The following is an 18,611-nucleotide window of genomic DNA, read 5'->3' as shown; positions in this document are numbered from 1 at the left end:
GGATCGCGAGAAAAAAGAGGGATAAATCTGAAGGGGTTAGCTGGCGCGGGCGAGCGAGAGGGATTGCAGAATTTGATCAACAACCTGTTCTGGCGCCTGCATGGCATTCACTTCATGGTGCGCGGTCTGGCGGTAAAGATGCGCGCGCTCGCGCAGAATATCGCTCATCTCCTCGGCAATCGGACGACCGGTTAGCGTCGGGCGCTGTGCGGCTTCGGGCTGACGTTCAAGACGATCGGCCAGTACCGTTGACGGGGCATTTAACCAAATCACCTGCCCATGTTCGCGCATAAAGCGACGATTCACCTCAGCCAACACCATCCCGCCGCCGGTGGCAATCACCGTTGCCGGCGCTGTGACCGCCCGCAGCGATTCAGTCTCGCGCGCACGGAAGCTGTCCCAGCCTTCAGCCGCGACGATTTCCGCCACGGTGCGCTGCGTCGTGAGCTGCAGGTTATGATCGGTATCGCTAAAGGCATAACCAAGCGCCTGAGAGAGGGCCTGGCCGATAGTGGTTTTACCGCAACCGCGTGCGCCGATCAGATAGATGGGTAATGACATCCGGGCTCATCCTCCGCCGTATTTATGCCGCACGGGCAAGGTCATCAGGTCAATATTGCGTCGCATGATACCTGGATTTTATTTTATCAGCCACCCGCGAAGCACGATTTACGCGTATTTACGGCCATGAATTCACTATCAACATGATTAATAAAGATAAAATGATGCGTATTTCGTGCATCAACCTATTTGTAAGCACGGGCAACATTTCCTTACCAGGCCATTGATTTACTTTCTGTCACGTTGACCACATATAAGAAGGTACGAATCATTGGAGGTTCACACCATGCAGAATGAAGAACAACAGTTAATTGATAATCTCTTTAGCCGACTGAAACAGGCTGAAACCCAGAGCGGACCGCGTGATGCCGGTGCCGAACAGCTGATTAAACAGCACTTGCAGAGCCAGCCTGGTGCGCCTTATTACATGTCACAGGCAATCCTGATTCAGGAAGCAGCGCTGAAAAAACTCAACGCTCAGGTGGCCGACCTGGAGAATCGCCTGGCACAGGCTCAGCAACAACAACAGCAAGCACCGCAGCAAAGCAGCGGTGGTTTCCTGTCGAGTCTGTTTGGCGGCGGTTCTCGGCAGTCTGCACCGCAGCAGCAACAGCCAGTGTGGGGCAGCGCGCCGCAGCAGCCTCAGCAGCAATACGCGCAGCCCCAACAGCAATATGCGGCTCCGCCTGCGCGCGGCACGGGTTTCCTCGGTGGTGCATTACAGACAGCTGTAGGTGTGGCCGGGGGCGTGGTGATGGCCGATATGCTCACCAGCATGTTCCATCATTCTCAGCCGGAAGAGATTGTGAATATCATCAACGAACCGGCGCTGCCGCAGGTGGATAACAGCCTCGATACCTTTAACGGTAATGACAGCAACAATGCCTTCCTGAACGACAACGCCAGCTGGGATAACAACAGCTTTGCGGATAACAACGACTTCAGTGACTTTGGTGGCGGCGACTACGACGACGATGACAGCTTCGTCTGATTAGCGCTGGCGTAACCACTTATCCAATTCGTTAGCAAACAGCTGGCGGTCACGTTGGTTTAGCGCCGACGGGCCGCCACTTTGCACGCCACTCGCTCGCATTGTTTCCATAAAATCACGCATGGTCAGACGCTGACGAATGGTATCCGGTGAGTAGCGCTCGCCGCGCGGATTCAACGCCGCAGCGCCCTTCTCCAGCACTTCTGCCGCTAAGGGAATATCCCCGGTGATCACCAGCTCGCCCGGCTGCACACGCTTCACAATCTCGTTATCAGCCACATCAAATCCCGCCGCGACCTGCAGCGTTTTCAGCCACGGTGATGGCGGTACGCGCAGCGGCTGATTCGCCACGAAAGTCACGGTGATTTTGGCGCGTTCGGCGGCTCGGTACAGCACTTCTTTGATGACATTGGGGCAGGCATCGGCATCAACCCAAATCGACATGTGTTTTCCTTTTTCCTACAGAATTGCAAGCGATCTTGCCCGCTTGCGGCAGAATGGCAAATATTTTTACGCGGCTTGTTATTCAGCACAGCTGTCGTAAGCTAACTCGCACGAGAAAATGAACACTTAAAGGATAGAGCGATGCTGGAGAAGAAAATCGGGTTTATCGGCTGCGGCAATATGGCGAAGGCCATTATCAGCGGACTGGTCAACAGCGGGCTGATTGCCCCGGCTAACATCTGGGTTTGCGACCGCAAACCGGCCACCAATCAGGCGATGGCAGAGCAATATGGCGTGACAGCGGCTGAAAGCCCAGAGAGTCTGGCACGTGAAGTCGATATCCTGTTTGGTGCCGTGAAACCGAATGCGATTCTCAAAGTGCTGAAAGATCTCGCGGGTCAATTGAAGAAGGATTCGCTGGTGGTGTCGATCGCCGCAGGCGTCACCCTCGATTCACTGGCTGCCGTGCTGGGGCACGACCGCAAAATCATCCGCGTGATGCCGAATACGCCGTCGCTGGTGAACGAAGGCATGACTTCGATTACCCCTAACGTACTGGTGGAACCGCATGAAGTCGACGAAGTGGTTGGCATCTTCGAGAGCTTCGGCAAAGCGGCGGTGGTGAATGAATATCTGATTCATGCCGTGGTCGGTGTGAGTGGTTCGGCTCCGGCCTACGTATTTATGTTTATCGAAGCAATGGCAGATGCTGCCGTGCTCGGCGGCATGCCGCGTGCGCAGGCCTATCAGTTCGCGGCACAGGCGGTGAAAGGTTCCGCGCAGATGGTGCTGGAAACCGGCAAACATCCTGGCGAATTGAAAGATATGGTGTGCTCACCCGGCGGTACCACCATCGAAGCGGTGAAAGTGCTGGAAGAGAAAGGCTTCCGCGCGGCGGTGATCAACGCGATGCAGCAGTGCATGGCCAAGTCCGAAGCATTAAGTAAGCAGTAACCTACCCGGTTTAATCAGGTGCGCATGCCTGCGCACCTGAATCCGTCCAATGTTGTGCAGCCCTCTTTACGCGCCCTGCCCCTGATACGCTTCAAACAGCGCCAGCCCTTGCGCCAGCGTCATCGGTTGCTGCATGGTTTCCACCAGCGCCGCTGTCAGCGTGTACATCCCTGCTGAACACACCGCCGCGATGATGCCCTGACGACAATAAAAGGCGATAAAACTTTTGTCCTGAAGCGATCCCAGCAGTCGGTAGTCGTCCCACTCTTCGGCATGGCCCAGATATTCGTAGCGCGTACCGTAGTGTGCGGTCCAGAAAAACGGCACGCGATCATACATCATACCTTTGCCCAGTATATTGAGAGCCGCGATTCGCCCCTGCTGCTGCGCCACACGATAATGCTCAATACGCTGCGGGCCACGCGGCGTGAGATAACTGGCGATATCGCCCGCGACCCAGATATTGTCAGCAACGCGTAGCTGCCCGTCGGCGAGCAGGCTGCCATCGTCCTGCAGTGGCAAATCATGGATGAAATCCGTCGCCGGTTTCACGCCAGTGGCAAACAGCACCTGACTTGCTGGCACCGATTTGCCCCCTTTCAGACGCACCGCTTGCACCTGTTCTTTCCCTTCCAGCGCTTCCGGCTCACCCTCAACAAATTTCACCCCATTGCTGCGGTGCAGATCGTGAAAATAGCGTCCAATCTCTTCACCAAACTGCTTAGCAAACGGCAATGGATGGCGGGCAATCACCGTGACATCCACATCACGATTGCGCAGTGCACCCGCCATCTCCATACCGATAAAACTATTGCCGATGATCACCAGCTGCTCTGTTTGATCCACCTGTTTGAGCAGTTCATCCGCCTGATTTAGCGAACGTAACAGATGCACACCCTGCAAATCCTTACCGGGGATGTTAAGAGGCTGCGGCACGCCGCCGCTGGCAATAATTAGCTGGTCAAATTTCACTGTCTGACCATCAGCAAGAATCAACGTCTGATCCTGCGCCTTGAGTTGCGCGACCTCGCCCTGAATACGCTGTAGCGAACCCAGCACATCCGGCTTAAGGAGTTTAGGCACGTCCTCAATCGCCATTTTTCCCGAAGGCACAAACTTGCTCAGCGCGGTGCGATCGTAAGGGGCGGCGGATTCGCGCTCCACCAGCACAATGCGCCCGCTGAAACCTTCATCGCGGAGCGTCCAGATCGCCGCACTGCCTGCGGCTCCGGAACCTAAAATCACGCACACCGGTGATTCGCCCTGAGCGGCGGGCGCACTGGCGGGTGTCATCGCTTGTGGATTCACCAGCACCTTGCCCTGTTCAACACGCACCGGATAGCGTTTGAGGTTGGCCAATGCCAGCGGCTCACACATCTTGCCATCGCGCAGTTGAAATACCGCCTTGTGCCACGGACACACCAGCTTGTCGCCGCAAATTGCACCCTGCTCTAACGGCGCTCCCGCATGGGGGCACTTTGCCTGCAACGCCTGCACCCGTTCGCCATCGCGAACCAGTACCATATCGATATCACCCACGGTGAATTTGGTGGGTTTGTGCTGCGCCAGCGACTTGAGTTCCACGACAGATTGATAGCTCACGATTAGCCTCCTGCGTTGTTATTGGATTTGACGACATTAAATCCCTACAAACAGTAAGCCTGGCAAAGCAGGAGAATTTCGCTGAAGAAACAAAGCGTAACGGCGGATAAGATATTACTTATCACACCGTTAGCGAGGAAAATAAAATCGCGCTTCAGGCTGAGGCGGCTTGCCACACCTTTTTGCCCTGTTTGAGACAGGCGACTAACGCCACGCCCCCATCTGGCTGGGGTTTCAGCAACAACACATCCGCCGGCGCACCGGGTGCCAACCCATGCTGCTGTGGCAAATCTAACTGCCGTGCCGGACGAATCGATGCCATCTCAATCGCCTGCTGCAAAGAGGCTAATTGTTGCCGCAGCAGAAAATTGACGCCATCCAGCAGGCCCCGCGCGGAACCGGCCAGCAGCTGTGGCGCATCCGCCATACTCAGCCGCCCTTCCGCGCTCAGTTGCACGCGTCCGCCTATTGCCGAATCGTAGATGCCCGGCGGCTGCCCGGCAAAGCAGGTCACATCACTCACCAGCAGCGCCTGCTCGCCCTTCGCCCGTAAAAAGACTTTCAATACCTCAGCGGGCAGATGATCACCATCGGCAATCAGCGTGGCCGCCAGCGCATCTTCCGCCAGCTGCTGCCAGATGTAATTGGGATGGCGCGGCAGTTGCAGGTGCGCGCCATTGCCCAGATGAGTTGAAAGCGAAGCGCCCGCCAGCACCGCATCATGAATCTGCGCGGCAGAGGCTGAGGTGTGCCCAATCGCCACCCGCACCTGCTGCTTCACGCAATGCTGGATGAGCTCGCTGCTTTGCGGCCATTCCGGTGAGAGCGTCAGCAAACCAATGCGCTGCTGCGCGGCCCGTTGCCAGCTTTCAAACAGAAACACATCCGGCGCACAGATCGCCTCCCGTGGATGCGCACCGCGCGGGCCGTCCTCCGGTGACAAAAATGGCCCTTCCAGATGAAAACCCGGCACCGCCAGCGCGACGTCCGAATAGTGTTCACAGGCGCTGGCCAGTCGCTGCAACGCTTGCGCAATCTCTCCGGGCTGAGCGGTGATCACCGTCGGCATAAAGCTGGTGACCCCTTGTTGCCACAACGCGTGCGTGGCATTCAGCACATCCTGTTCGCTAAAAGGAAAGTGATTAAAGTCCACGCCCTGAAAGCCGTTAACTTGCAGATCCACCAGCCCCGGCGCCAGAATCAGATCGTTATCGGGCTCTGGCAACGATCGCACCTCTGCCAGCAGGCCTTCACACATGTAGAGCTCAATCGGATCCAGCGTGCGGTAATCGCGACCGCGTAATAGCATTTCAGTCAAAAATCACCTCCGCGCAGGCATCGGCGTCGGTATATAGCGTGCAGTTGGGATGCTGGCGCAATCGGGTTGCCGGGCAAGCCGTGGATATCGCGTCGTGCAATGTTGCCTGCACCGCTGCGCGTTTGGTCGCGCCCGGCACCATGCAGAACAGCCTGGTGCCACGCATCAAAGCGGGAATCGTCAGCGTCACCGCGTGCGTCGGCACCTGCTCGAGTGTGGGGAAACAGCCGTCGTTGACCTGCTGCTGACGGCAGGCGTGATCCAGTTGCACTGTCTTGACGCTAAGCGGATCGCTGAAATCCGCTACCGGCGGATCGTTAAAGGCCAGATGGCCATTTTCACCAATGCCCAGACAGACCACATCGATCGGTGCCGCCTCCAACTTGCGCGCATATTCGCGACACACTCCCGCTGGATCGCCACCTGAAGGGATGAGATACACTTCACCAGGTTGTACCCGGTCAAACAGATGTTCACGCAGGAAATGGCTAAAGCGCTGCGGCGCATCTTCATTCAACCCAATGTATTCATCCATATGAAACGCGTGAATACGCGACCAGTCGAGATTCGGCGCGGCAGCCAGCGCGGCAAGAAACTCAAGTTGTGAGGGGGCGGCAGCAAATACCATCCGCACCACCGCCTGCTGTTGCAGTAATTGCTGCAAATAGGCGATGGCATCCTCTGCCGCCGCGATGCCTAATGCATCACGATGGGCGAAGCGCTTGACCCACAAGCAGTCGCGCTTTCCCTGTTGTAAAAGCGTCATTCTTATCCCTCCTGAGAAGCGTTGTGACTTTTCGGCCAGTGCGCACTGGCGGGCATATCCTGATCCTGATTGAGTGCCGCGAGCAGCGCGTCGACTTCCGGACTGACCGGTGCACGACGCAGCCATCCCATCACCACAAACAGCACCAGCGATGACATCACGGGGGCGGCCACCTGAGTGGCAGTGCTGACATCAGTAAAGATAAATTTCACGCAGAAAAAGGTGCCCACGCCCACGGCCCAACTCACCAGCGCCGCGGCACTGCCGCTACGACGAAATGCGGGCAGTAAGCCTAAAAGCATCGGAATCGAAATGGGCCCCACTAATCCACCGAACCAGATAATCAGCAGAGACAGCACACCGCCGAAACGGCTGGCATTCATGGCGATAATCAACGTGGTGATGATGAAGAGAAAAGCCGTCAGACGCGCGACGAGCAGCGAGCTTTTACCGCGCTGAAAATGGCGCGGCAGCATGCCGGGCAGAATGTCACGCGTAACCACCGCCGTGATGGCATTGGCATCTGATGAAGTCATCGACAGTGTGTGAGTGAACATCGCCACCAGCACTAATCCTATTAACCCATTCGGCAGTAATTCCATCGCCATCACAGAGTATGAACGTGAGGGATCGCTAAGATTGGGGAACAGCAGCGGTGCCGCCCACATCGGCCAGAACAGTATCAGCGGCCAGATCAGGTAAAGTGCGGCCGAGAGCAACGCCGCTTTACGTGCATCGCGACCCGCCGGTGCGGCGATGAAGCGCTGTGCCAGATTCCAGGTGCCGCCGTTGTAGCTCAGGGTGTAAATCACAAAGTAGGCGAGGATAAAGCCGAGCGTATACGGCTCCTGAACGATGTCGGTGTGCGTAGCGGGCAAGTGCTGCCAGATGGTGAACAGTTCGCCGAAACCGCCCAGATGCATCGCCACGGCCACCACCATGACCATCGCGGCAACAAACTGCACCACAAACTGGCCGAAATCATTACAGGCATCGGCCCATAAACCGCCCATCACGGTATAAAACAGGCTAAGCGCCCCGGAGATGCAGATGCCAATCAACGGATTTAACCCGGTAAAGACATTGATGATCACGGCAATGGCGGCCCATTTGGCGCCGACGTCGAAGGTTTTCAGCAGCACCCCACTCCACGCCAGCACCATTTGCGTTGGCAGGTTATAACGCGTCGCGAGGTACTCCATCGGCGATTCGATATTCATATGGATTCGCAGTCTGGCCCAGCGTGGGGCAAACAGGCGCGACCCGATTAATACCGCAACGGAGATGGGAAACGCCCACCAGAAATAGATGGTGATGCCCATGTTATAAGCCACTGCCGCATAGGCCACGAACACGGCCGCACTGTAGCCGGACATATGATGCGAGACGCCCGACAACCACCAGGGCATTTTCCCGCCTGCCGCAAAGAAATCACGCGTGCTGCCGACTTTACGCATCGCCCAGAGCGTAATGGCCACTATCATCAGCGCATACAGCGCCATCACAGCATAATCAAGCACATTCATAGCCGTCTCCACAGGTCAAAGCTGCCCGACGAAAGCATCCGGTTCGAGGGGAAGGATAGATTATTTTTTAATTAGTCCTTATTTAGGATTAATACATCCTGGCAGCATTACCGCGTTTAAAATGTGACGACGCTCCGGCTATTACTTTTTCTTCTGACCGGTGAATGGGAGCGAGTGAGAAGCAATAAAAAAGGGCTCATACACAGTATGAACCCTTAAATCAGGTGCAATTCGATTAGGCTTTTTTCAGGCAGGAACTCATAAAGGTCTTGCGTGCATCGCCGCTGAGTTTTTTATCAGCCGCGTCGGTATTACAGGTTTTCATCTTCATTTGCTGCGGCGTCATGCTGCCCATCTTGCTGTCTTTTTTCAGACAGTCGCTCATGAAGGATTTACGCGCATCCCCTTTTAAATCCTGAGAAGATGCGTGTTGATTACACATTGTCATTTTATTTTGTTGGGCGGTTTTCTCTGCTGCACCCGCATTGCCCGCCAACAGCAGGCCTGCTGCTATCATTGCCAAAAGACACGATTTCATTGCCGGAATCTCCATAGAATTATTGCCTCTTAATCATGGCAGGAAATAAGCAATGCAGAAAAAAATATATTCCCTCGTCCAAAGCTTGCTGCGAGCACGCTAACAGCAAAATCGGTTCTTCAGCGTGGCGTGACGCTTACACGCGGGGATGATTCAGCAGCTTTTCAACGTAGTTACGCAGCAGAGTGGTATCTGGGGTTTCTGCCGCAGGGGCAAGTGGAGGCATCGCGGTGGCGATACCGGCCGCAATCTCGTTGAATTGTTCAGGATCCAGCTTACGCAGCATGGCCGTCAGCACAATTTCTAATGCCTCTACCTGGACCACTAATTCTTTTGACTCTTCTTCTTTCTCAGCCAGTTTTAGCAGAAGTTCCGCGATAAGGTTTTTCATGCGACAGGCTCAATAAGAGATGGAAAACAGACGTTAGCATTGAGGGGGTTAAAACAACAGGGATTTTTGGCGGTTTGCTTAAAATTTAGAATAAGCGCAGCGTTAAAAAAGAAACGGAATTTCAATATGTAACGGCGAAACGTTTCACTTCATTGATAGGGCTTTTTCGAAACGTTTCGCGCGTAATCATGCATTAACGTCTGGCGCTAATTAATGGGTCCCATAAAGCCACGACCTGGACCGCCACCGCCGCCAGGACCACCCCAACCGCCTCCGCCACCCGGCGGTGGGAAGATACAACCGCTCAACGCGGTCACCAATGCCACAACGGCAGCGAGTTTAATAATACGGACCATAATTACCTCTGGATGGTGAAATCGGGCTGAGTGTATGAGGCGGTAACGGGCACGACAATACAGAATTCTCTGCAACCCGGCGCTATTCATCTCTGCTCACCACGCTTAACAAATTACTGGCACTACGCCCGCAAAAAAACCACAGAGGCATCATCATATCGAAGAAAATTTCAACCATTGCGGGCGGTCGATCACTTTACACGCCGCGCGAAATGACGCAATGTGAGCGCATTACAATCAATGAGATCTTACCATGACCCTGCCCACCCTTTCTCTCAGTGATATCCTGGCGCGTCGCGACTGGGAAAATCCGGTGATCACTAGCCTGAACCGTCTGGATGCCCATCCGCCGTTTTCCAGCTGGCGCGATGAAGTCAGTGCGCGCGACGATGCCCCTTCCCCATCACGCCAGTTACTGAATGGACAGTGGAGTTTCAGCTATTTCTCACAGCCTGAAGCGGTGCCACAAAGCTGGTTGCTGCAGGATTTGCCTGGCGCGCACTCCCTGCCCGTGCCTGCAAACTGGCAGTTGCATGGCTTTGACGCGCCAATCTACACTAACGTGCAATATCCGATTCCTGTGAACCCGCCGTTTGTTCCTAAGGAAAACCCCACCGGATGTTATTCGCTCACATTCAATATCGATGAGAGTTGGCTGACGCAAGGACAAACGCGCATTGTGTTTGACGGCGTTAACTCGGCCTTTTTCCTGTGGTGTAACGGCCAGTGGATCGGCTATTCACAGGACAGCCGCCTGCCAGCCGAGTTTGATCTCAGTCAGGCATTACAGCGTGGCCAGAACCGACTGGCAGTGATGGTGTTGCGCTGGAGCGATGGCAGCTATTTAGAAGATCAGGATATGTGGCGCATGAGCGGGATATTCCGCGACGTCAGCCTGCTCCATAAGCCATCAACCCAACTGGCCGACGTGCAAATCGAAACGGCGCTGAGCCCGGAATATATCCGTGGGGATCTGCGCGTGAGTGTCAAAATTAACGCCGGTGAACGACTGCTCAATCAGTGCCGCCTGCGTGTGAGCCTGTGGCAAGGCGAAACCTGCATCGGCAGTGAAGAACAAGCGCCGGGCAGTGCGGTGATTGACGAACGTGGGCATTACCCAGAGCGCGCGCTGCTGGTGCTGCCGATAAAAAATCCCCTGCTGTGGAGTGCGGAAACGCCCCATCTCTATCGTGCCGTGGTGACGCTATTGGATGAGTACGGGCAGGTGGTTGAAGCCGAAGCCTACGATGTCGGCTTCCGGCGTGTCAGCATTGAAAACGGTCAACTGTGCGTCAACGGCAAGGCTCTGCTGATTCGCGGCGTGAACCGTCATGAACATCATCCGGAAAATGGCCAGGTGGTGGATGAAGCCAGCATGCGGCGCGATATTGAATTAATGAAGCGCCACAACTTCAACGCCGTTCGCTGTGCGCATTATCCCAACCATCCGCTGTGGTATCGCCTGTGCGATGAATATGGCCTGTATGTCGTCGATGAGGCCAATATTGAAACCCACGGCATGCAGCCAATGAACCGTTTATCGGCCGATCCACGCTGGTTCGCCGCCTATAGCGAGCGCGTCACGCGCATGGTTCAGCGCGATCGTAACCACGCTTGTATCATCATCTGGTCACTCGGCAATGAGTCCGGCCATGGCAGTACCCATGATGCGCTCTATCAATGGGTGAAAAGCAGCGATCCGACCCGTCCGGTGCAATATGAAGGCGGTGGCGCCAATACTGCCGCCACCGATATTGTCTGCCCAATGTATGCGCGCGTCGATCAGGATCAGCCCTTCCCTGCCGTACCGAAGTGGTCATTGAAAAAATGGATTGGCCTGCCGGGTGAAACGCGTCCGCTGATCCTGTGCGAGTATGCGCACGCGATGGGCAATAGCTTCGGTGGCTTCGCCAAATACTGGCAGGCCTTCCGTCAGTTCCCGCGCCTGCAGGGCGGTTTTGTCTGGGATTGGGTCGATCAAAGCCTGACGCGTTATGACGAACAAGGCCAGCCATGGCAGGCTTACGGCGGCGATTTTGGCGACACGCCTAACGACCGCCAGTTCTGTATGAACGGTCTGGTGTTTGCCGATCGAACGCCGCATCCGGCTTTGTTTGAAGCGCAGCGTGCACAGCAATTTTTCCAGTTCCAACGCGATGCCAGTAACGCCTGGCGTTTCACGATCTCCAGCGAGTACCTGTTCCGCGGCAGCGATAATGAAGTGCTGCGCTGGTCGATTGAACAGGATGGCGTTTCCGTCGCGCAGGGCGAATTACCGCTGCATCTCACCGCGCAGGGCAGCCAGACGATTGATATTCCAGCCGCTGAACATTTACAGGGGAATGCGTGGCTGAATCTCGCGGTGCATCAGATCGCTGCCACCGCATGGTCGGAAGCCGATGCCCGCGTGGCCTGGGATCAGTGGCCGCTGCCCGCCGCGTTAATGCCTCGTGTGATTGATGCCACGCCCACCGCGCCAGAGCTGATTGCCAATCACGATTTGGTTGCCGTGCAACTGCCGCAACAGCGTTGGCACTTCTCGCGCCGCAGTGGGGAGTTGGTGCAATGGTTTGTTCACGATGAAGAGACGATGCTGACGTCATTGCAGGAGTGCTTTGTACGCGCGCCGATTGATAACGATATCGGCACCAGTGAAGCCGCCAATGTCGATCCCAATGCCTGGGTGGAGCGCTGGAAACACGCGGGCTATAACCAGCTGGAAGCGGTGCTGCTGGATATGCAGGTCGATAGTCTGAAACACAGCGTGCTGATTGAAACCTGGCATCAGTGGGAGGCCAATGGGCAGGTGATCTTTACCAGCCACAAGCGTTATCAGATCGGTGGCAACGGTGAGTTGAGCGTCAGTGTCGAGGTGCAACAGGCGCCGGGCTTGCCTGCTCCCGCGCGCATCGGGTTGCGTTGTCAGTTGAGGAGCGCGCCGCAGAGTGTGAGCTGGCTCGGCCTGGGCCCGCATGAAAACTATCCGGATCGTCAGCTGGCGGCGCAGTTTTCACACTGGCAGCAGCCGCTGACTTCGCTGAGTACCGCCTATGTGTTTCCCGGTGAAAACGGATTGCGCTGCGGTACGCGCCAGCTTGATACCGGCAGCTGGCAGGCGAGCGGCGATTTTGCGTTCTCGCTCAGCCGCTACAGCCTCGAACAGCTGCGTGATACCTCGCATCGCCATCTGTTGCGGGAAGAGGAAGGCTGCTGGCTGCACCTTGATGGCTTCCATATGGGCGTGGGCGGTGACGATTCCTGGAGCCCCAGCGTCAGCCCGGAGTTTTTGCTTTCTCAGCAGCAGTGGCACTACGCGCTGACGCTGCGCCAGTAGACTTCTTCGCCGCCTCACCTTGCTGGCTCAGCGGTGGAGTCAGCTCAGTTTTCGGGCGGCGATAGAAGCGGCGCAGAAGCAGGACATTCAACAGCACCACCACGGCGGTAGCGAAGAAGACCCAGCGATAGCCGGTCGCAGCAGACACCGCCGCACCCAATAGCGGGCCGGCCACGTTGCCGAGATACATAAAGGATTGGTTGTAGCCAAAGATGCGTCCGGTGACATTATCGCGCGAGTGGCGTACCAGCAGCGTTTGTACTGCAGGCATCATCGCGCCATCGGCAAAGCCCAGCAGGAAACGCAGCACGCCTAACTGAGTGGCGCTGGTAACGAATGACATCGCCATCAGCAACACCAGAGAAAACAGCATGGTGCCCATCAGAATGCGCTGCGTGCCAATGCGATCGCCCAGCTTACCCAAACGAGGGGCGGAGATCAGCGCCGAAACGCCCGGCAGTGCGGCAATCACACCACTGAGGAAGGCAAGATTCTGCGCATCGGGCGCCAGCTCACGCACGAACAGCGTCAGGATCGGGTTCACCGAACCGTTACACATCTGGATCACCATGGTGGTGACGAACAGACACATCATCAGGCGAGGATTGTCGAGGCTGCGGAACACCTCGCGTCCGCTCATTTTGTCCTGCTTGCTCACTGGCGTGTAGCCGGTCTCTTTGATCAGGAACAACGTGACAAGGAAGCTCACCATCAACAGCACTGCCGTGACAATAAACACCATGCGCAGTCCCAGCCAGTCAGCCAGCAGCCCGCCAATCATCGGCCCCAGAATCACACCGCCAATTTGCCCGGTGGAGACACAGCTCAATGCCCAGCCGCTGCGCTCGCGCGGAACCTGAGCGGCCACCAGCGCCATCGCATTGGGGATATAGCCAGAGGTTAAGCCCATCAGCGCACGCAACAGCAGCAACTGCCACGCTTCGGTCACAAACGCCTGCAGCAGTATCACAGCGCCCATGCCAAAGGATGCGCGTAACAGCATCAGCTTGCGCCCTTTACGGTCAGCCAGGCTGCCCCACAGCGGCGCTACCGCAGCAGAGACGATGAAGGTAATACTGAAGGTGAGACCCGACCAGACGCTTAGTGCATTGGCGCCATGGATACCGAGTTCCTCAACGTAGAGCGGCAGGAAGGGAATGATCTGGCTGATAGCTAATCCGGTAAAAAAACAGCCAAACCAGACCGATATCAGATTGACCTTCCAGGACTCGATGGAGCGTAGCATGGGCGTGTGCATCAGAAAAAATGAAATGAGGGTTCAGTCTAACAACCTCATAACATCGCTGGACGGCAAAACATGGCATCGGGTTAAAAACGCAGTTTTCCGCTGCCTTGCGTGATTCTGCTCACAGCAAATAGTGTAAGGGACACGATTTATAGTGTCTTTATGTGCTGTAACAAACAACTCAGCAAGATAAGCGCGTCGCGACGAAGCGCAAACGTGAAAAAATATGTCTATCCATTACTGACAATATTCGACGCCGCATCTATGTTTAAAAAATCACCGGCCATCGCCGGCGAGGCGCTGCCCGTTCTGGACAGTTCCCATGCTTAACCCATATTTCCCAATGCTGCCAATAACCGGCGGTGGGCATCGTTGTCTCTGCGGAGGTCAGCCATGAGAATACATCCTAACAGCGCCAGTCGGGCGATTACCGACTACTTTAACAGCCCTGCCTGGCATGCGCCGCACGAGAGCGATCTGCTGGCAGCGATCATGCGCGAATTGATGGATGATGGTCAGCCCGCTACCAGCAAAGCGATCATTGCGCGGGTGATTGCCAAACTGGAGTTTGAAGGGGATGAGCAGCAGCTCCAAAGCTATCGTAATTTGCTGGCGCAGTTGCTGGAAGACAGGCAACAAAAGCCGTAAGGTACCGTCATTAAACCACCGAAGAAATCACCTTGTGTGCGGCGGATCTAAAGGACAATTGCAGCGTTCAGGGACTTCAAGACGCGCCGTAAGCGGGCGCGCCTCCATATCGTGTTACTTCACTGCGCGCAGGTGATCGGCCTCGCTGACCACCGCTTTTCCGCTTGTACGCTGGTACAGGCACAGCTCACGCCCAATCTGATTTTTCATGTGCTTCTGCGGATAACGCCCTTCCAGCAGTACCGCGTCGTAGCCGACGCTGTCGTCATACTGAATCGGTTTCCCCACCACCTTCACCCCTTTCAGGCCGCTGGCTTTCAGACAGGCTTGCTGCCGGGTTTGGCTGTTTTGCTGCCAGGCGGCTTCGCTCGAGGCGTGCGCCAGTGGACTTAATAGCAGGGTGATTAGCAGAATTTTTTTGGTGTGTCTCATCGTCGCTCCTCATCAATCCAGTACGGATTAATAGATAAAAAAATTCCCGCCGAGGCGGGAAGAAACAAGACGAGCATTGCATATTCGAGAGTGACGAGGAAGTCTCCGTAATGCGCAGCTATCCTCGCCCGGCGCCATGACAGCCCAATGACAATGCGATGTCCGTTTGAATTTATCCGCAATAAACCCGCGAAATTTTACCACTCTGATCAGCAGTAAAGTTCAGGCGGCGCAGGTTGAAGTCCATGGTGACGGCACCGTTCCACGGAATGGCGCGCACCGGCACCGCAAAGCGTTGGGTATCAAGGCTGCTCAGTGGCTGGCCGATATAATTCTGATATTGCGATGCGCCACACTGATCGGTTTCGGGATCGTGGCTGGCGGCAGCGGTGCTGTCCGGTTTGCTGGCTGACTGGCAGGCGGTTAAGGCAAAAAAGGCCGTGGCCAGTAACGCTTTTCCATAATGGGTCACAAGTTTCTCCTCCTGGATAGTAAACGAACCATTCCCGAGAGTAACAAAGCAAGCCGTTGATGTGAAAACAATGCCAGCGGATTGGTCGAAGAATTGTGCTGTAACACGCGATCTTCCTCTCATTTTCCAGGATTAATCGCACGCGCTGTCTAAAAATTACGCACTCAGTCACTATAATTAACTAAGAATTATCTGAGGAGACGATGATGGAACTTGCTATTTTTATCGGCTTTGCCATCCTGATGACCGTGGTTGCGGTTCGGGTGCGCTAAGCCACGATAATGCTGGCGGCAAAACGGCCGCCATCAACGAGAGGCCGCCTATTGAGCGGCCTCTTTTTCATCCTGCAAACGCGCATTAAATGCCGCAACCGGCATCGGTTTGCCGAGAAAATAGCCCTGCCCCTCTTCACACGACAGCGCTTTTAGCTCGTTGAGTTGCGCTTCGGTTTCAATCCCTTCTGCCGTGATGGTGAGCGCAAAGGCGCGTGCCAATCCGACAATCCCCGCCACCACTGATTGCGCCTGCCTGGATTCCGGGAACTCTTTCATCCATGATCGATCGATTTTCAAGCCATTGAACGGGAAGGTTTTGAGATAGCCTAAGGCAGCATAGCCAGTACCAAAATCATCCACCGTCAGCCGCACGCCCAGCGCACGCAACCCCTGCATGATTTCCAGCGCACGATCGGGATGCTCGAAGGTCACGTTTTCAGTGATCTCCAGCTCAAGTCGGGTGGCCGGTAAGCCGCTAACCGCCAGCGCATGCGCCACACGATCCACCAGATCGCTGTTGCGGAACTCCACCGGTGAAATGTTCACGGATACATAGCGCTGGTCGCCCCAATCGCTGGCATCATGGCAGGCGCGCATGAGCACCCAGTCACTGATGGCAGCGATCAGCCCATTCTCTTCCGCCAGCGGAATAAAGCGGTCAGGGGTAATCCATTTATCCTCGCCCACCTGCCAGCGAATCAGCGCCTCTGCGCCAGCCAGCTGTCCCGTTTGCAGTTGATAGCGCGGCTGGTAGTGCAGTGAAAATGTGTTGTTGCGCAGCGCCTCTTCAATCGCCTGCACCATATCGCGCTTCGATTGAATATGGTTGGCCATATCGTTGGAGTACCATACCCAGCGATCGCGTCCAGCCGTGCGTGCCTGGCCGAGAGCGATGTCCGCAAGCCGTAGCAAGGCTTCCGGTTGGCTGGCGTCCTGCGGTGCGCTGACGATGCCCATGCTGGCTGTAAGACTCAGTTGATGCGATCCGCTGATAATCGGCTGATGTACGGCGCGTTGCAGTGCGCGGCAGCGATACTCCAGACCGGCGCGCGAGCTTTCGCGCAGCAGTAGAATAAACTCATCTCCGCCCAGTCGTGCCGCCAGTTCATCTGGGCCGATCAGGTTTTTCAGCCGTTGAGAGATCTCATTCAGCACCACATCGCCCACCGCGTGGCCCCAAGAATCGTTGATCGGTTTGAACTGATCGAGATCGAAGCTGATCACAAACAGCGGTGCCTCTTGCGTGGCATTTTCCAGATGTGTGGTCAGGAATTCCTGTAGCTGCATGCGGTTGGCGAGGCCAGTGAGCAAATCATGACGTGACAGGAACTGGATGCGCGCTTCTGCATCCACCTCATGGGTAATATCGGACACCGTGCCGCGAAAGCCGGTGCGCAGTCCATTACGACGAATGGTTTTCGCCATCAATTCGCCGATGCGGCGCTCACCATTGGCGGCCATAAACTGGCAGCGCAGCGGCACATGCTGCATTTCATCGCCCTGACGCAACAGCCAGGCCACCAGCGAATGGCTGGGATGACTGAGGAGTTGATCCAGCGGCCGCCCAATCCAGCTTTTGACCTCGTGTCCTGTCACGGCGGCAAACCGCGAGGAGAGATAGCAAAGGCGGCCCTGATCGTCCACTTCCCAAATCCAGTCCGAGGCCGCTTCTGCAAGATCGCGAAAACGCTCTTCACTGTTCGCCAGTTCACGCTGGCTGATGGCCAGCATTTCAAAGCGACGATCGGAAATAACTGCATTATGCAGCGCATGGCGAATCACCCGGCGCGTCACCAGCGCAACCGCTAACGCCGTAAACAGCAACAGCGGCATCATCAGCCATATCACACCAAAACCGGGATTTTTGGCCTGCCAGCGCAATACCAGCGATTCGCCCTGAATCACCGGTTCGACCAGACGCGGTTCATACAACGCATCGTTTAAGCCATTCGCAATACGCGGCGCAATCACATTGAGCGATTTGCCCAGCGCCTGCAGTTTTTCCGGAGTCATGATGTTGACGAACACCATCACCGAAGAAGGGCCAGAGATGGTGGGGAGATCGGGCACCTTGCCTGGGGTGATCGGTGCGGCCACCACCAATGCCGGCTGCTGATTGATTATCACGTTACGTGTGATGCCATCTTCGGGCTGGTGACGTGCGGCGGCCAGCAATAGTGCAGCTTGCCCACCTAACCAGCTCTCCAGCGACGCCTCTGACAATTTGCCATTCACCACCGCATAGCGCGTTTTGCCGGCGCCATCGATCACAAACACGCCATCGTAGTGATACTCTTTGTACAGGCTGGGGCCAAAGTTCTCTTCGTCCCACGCCCAGACTTTATTCACCGTCAGGTGCAAATTTTTCCAGCCTTCCCCCCAGTTCGCATAATCACGCACATCGATGATCATCTTCTCCTGCTGCTGTAGCCAGGCCTGGCGCATCAGGTTGACATCCTGCTGGATCGAGTCGCTGTTTTGTCGGTGGGCTATCACCAGCACCATCACGACTGAAAGCAGCAGCACGCCAAACAGCAGCGATGTCAGAGTGCGCAGACTGCGTCGCGTCACCCGAACGGTGTGTGCTTCCATATTAGCCCTGTCAGGCAAGGTCGCGTGCCGGTGATACTCAGAATTCATGCAATATGCTCGCAAAACAGAGGCAGCAAAAAAGAAGACAGGGTGCGCGTTCATGGCGCCTCTGTCCTGTAATGGTTTTTTCGGTTATCGGCGCAGGCCGCCGCAGATTTAGTCCTC

The 18,611-nt window shown here is 55.9% G+C and carries 17 protein-coding genes; 4 read left to right on the top strand and 13 right to left on the bottom strand.

Annotated elements, in window-relative coordinates; all coding sequences use genetic code 11:
- Nucleotides 1-36: 36 nt before the first annotated feature.
- Complete coding sequence (gene aroL / locus JK231_RS03600; protein WP_034830512.1) at nt 37-561, bottom strand: shikimate kinase AroL; 525 nt, start codon at nt 559-561, stop codon at nt 37-39.
- Between the two features lie 286 nt (nt 562-847).
- On the opposite strand from aroL, the gene JK231_RS03595 reads away from it, so the two are divergent.
- Nucleotides 848-1,552: a DUF2076 domain-containing protein gene (locus JK231_RS03595; RefSeq protein ID WP_058961466.1), complete on the top strand. Its 705-nt coding sequence runs from the start codon at nt 848-850 to the stop codon at nt 1,550-1,552.
- On the opposite strand, the gene JK231_RS03590 is transcribed toward JK231_RS03595, so the two are convergent.
- Nucleotides 1,553-1,996 carry a YaiI/YqxD family protein gene (locus tag JK231_RS03590; protein WP_034830508.1) on the bottom strand — a complete coding sequence of 148 codons (444 nt, stop codon included), beginning with the start codon at nt 1,994-1,996 and terminating at the stop codon, nt 1,553-1,555.
- 141 nt (nt 1,997-2,137) lie between these two features.
- On the opposite strand from JK231_RS03590, the gene proC reads away from it, so the two are divergent.
- Nucleotides 2,138-2,950 carry a pyrroline-5-carboxylate reductase gene (gene proC, locus JK231_RS03585; RefSeq protein ID WP_211728018.1) on the top strand — a complete coding sequence of 271 codons (813 nt, stop codon included), beginning with the start codon at nt 2,138-2,140 and terminating at the stop codon, nt 2,948-2,950.
- Nucleotides 2,951-3,016: 66 nt separating this feature from the next.
- On the opposite strand, the gene JK231_RS03580 is transcribed toward proC, so the two are convergent.
- The 7 genes from JK231_RS03580 to JK231_RS03550 form a co-directional block, all read right to left on the bottom strand.
- A complete protein-coding gene (locus tag JK231_RS03580; protein WP_097117523.1) occupies nt 3,017-4,552 on the bottom strand; it encodes an FAD-dependent oxidoreductase in 1,536 nt (511 codons plus the stop codon).
- A gap of 154 nt (nt 4,553-4,706) precedes the next feature.
- On the bottom strand, nt 4,707-5,861 hold the full coding sequence (locus JK231_RS03575; RefSeq protein WP_249221624.1) for an amidohydrolase family protein: 1,155 nt from the start codon (nt 5,859-5,861) through the stop codon (nt 4,707-4,709).
- Between the two features lies 1 nt (nt 5,862).
- Nucleotides 5,863-6,636: a glucosamine-6-phosphate deaminase gene (locus JK231_RS03570; protein ID WP_211728016.1), complete on the bottom strand. Its 774-nt coding sequence runs from the start codon at nt 6,634-6,636 to the stop codon at nt 5,863-5,865.
- 2 nt (nt 6,637-6,638) lie between these two features.
- The gene (locus JK231_RS03565; protein WP_211728015.1) at nt 6,639-8,162 is read right to left on the bottom strand and encodes a sodium:solute symporter family protein; all 1,524 of its coding nucleotides are present in this window, start codon (nt 8,160-8,162) and stop codon (nt 6,639-6,641) included.
- A gap of 235 nt (nt 8,163-8,397) precedes the next feature.
- On the bottom strand, nt 8,398-8,700 hold the full coding sequence (locus tag JK231_RS03560) for a PsiF family protein (RefSeq protein ID WP_034830548.1): 303 nt from the start codon (nt 8,698-8,700) through the stop codon (nt 8,398-8,400).
- Nucleotides 8,701-8,836: 136 nt separating this feature from the next.
- Nucleotides 8,837-9,091, bottom strand: coding sequence for an anti-adapter protein IraP (gene iraP / locus JK231_RS03555; RefSeq protein ID WP_034830496.1), 255 nt, complete (start codon nt 9,089-9,091; stop codon nt 8,837-8,839).
- A gap of 206 nt (nt 9,092-9,297) precedes the next feature.
- Nucleotides 9,298-9,447 carry a hypothetical protein gene (locus JK231_RS03550; protein WP_211728014.1) on the bottom strand — a complete coding sequence of 50 codons (150 nt, stop codon included), beginning with the start codon at nt 9,445-9,447 and terminating at the stop codon, nt 9,298-9,300.
- A gap of 253 nt (nt 9,448-9,700) precedes the next feature.
- On the opposite strand from JK231_RS03550, the gene JK231_RS03545 reads away from it, so the two are divergent.
- Complete coding sequence (locus JK231_RS03545) at nt 9,701-12,781, top strand: beta-galactosidase (protein WP_211728013.1); 3,081 nt, start codon at nt 9,701-9,703, stop codon at nt 12,779-12,781.
- On the opposite strand, the gene JK231_RS03540 is transcribed toward JK231_RS03545, so the two are convergent.
- Nucleotides 12,720-14,027 carry a multidrug efflux MFS transporter gene (locus tag JK231_RS03540; protein ID WP_034830491.1) on the bottom strand — a complete coding sequence of 436 codons (1,308 nt, stop codon included), beginning with the start codon at nt 14,025-14,027 and terminating at the stop codon, nt 12,720-12,722. The two genes, JK231_RS03545 and JK231_RS03540, sit on opposite strands and share 62 nt — an antisense overlap.
- A gap of 393 nt (nt 14,028-14,420) precedes the next feature.
- Between JK231_RS03540 and JK231_RS03535 the strand changes: the two genes are divergently transcribed.
- Entirely contained in the window at nt 14,421-14,675 is a 255-nt protein-coding gene (locus JK231_RS03535; protein WP_097117529.1) for a biofilm development regulator YmgB/AriR family protein, read from the top strand.
- 114 nt (nt 14,676-14,789) lie between these two features.
- On the opposite strand, the gene JK231_RS03530 is transcribed toward JK231_RS03535, so the two are convergent.
- The 3 genes from JK231_RS03530 to JK231_RS03520 form a co-directional block, all read right to left on the bottom strand.
- A complete protein-coding gene (locus tag JK231_RS03530; RefSeq protein WP_058961474.1) occupies nt 14,790-15,107 on the bottom strand; it encodes a hypothetical protein in 318 nt (105 codons plus the stop codon).
- Between the two features lie 172 nt (nt 15,108-15,279).
- The gene (locus JK231_RS03525) at nt 15,280-15,579 is read right to left on the bottom strand and encodes an I78 family peptidase inhibitor (RefSeq protein WP_097117531.1); all 300 of its coding nucleotides are present in this window, start codon (nt 15,577-15,579) and stop codon (nt 15,280-15,282) included.
- A gap of 320 nt (nt 15,580-15,899) precedes the next feature.
- Nucleotides 15,900-18,494 (bottom strand): EAL domain-containing protein, encoded by a 2,595-nt coding sequence (locus JK231_RS03520; RefSeq protein ID WP_211728012.1) that lies wholly within the window; start codon nt 18,492-18,494, stop codon nt 15,900-15,902.
- Nucleotides 18,495-18,611: the final 117 nt, after the last annotated feature.

It is taken from the genome of Pantoea sp. JGM49, assembly GCF_018257655.1.
Classification (GTDB): Bacteria; Pseudomonadota; Gammaproteobacteria; order Enterobacterales; family Enterobacteriaceae; genus Pantoea; species Pantoea communis.
Note: the sequence above shows the minus strand (reverse complement) of the source record. Positions and strands in the feature narration are given on the sequence as shown.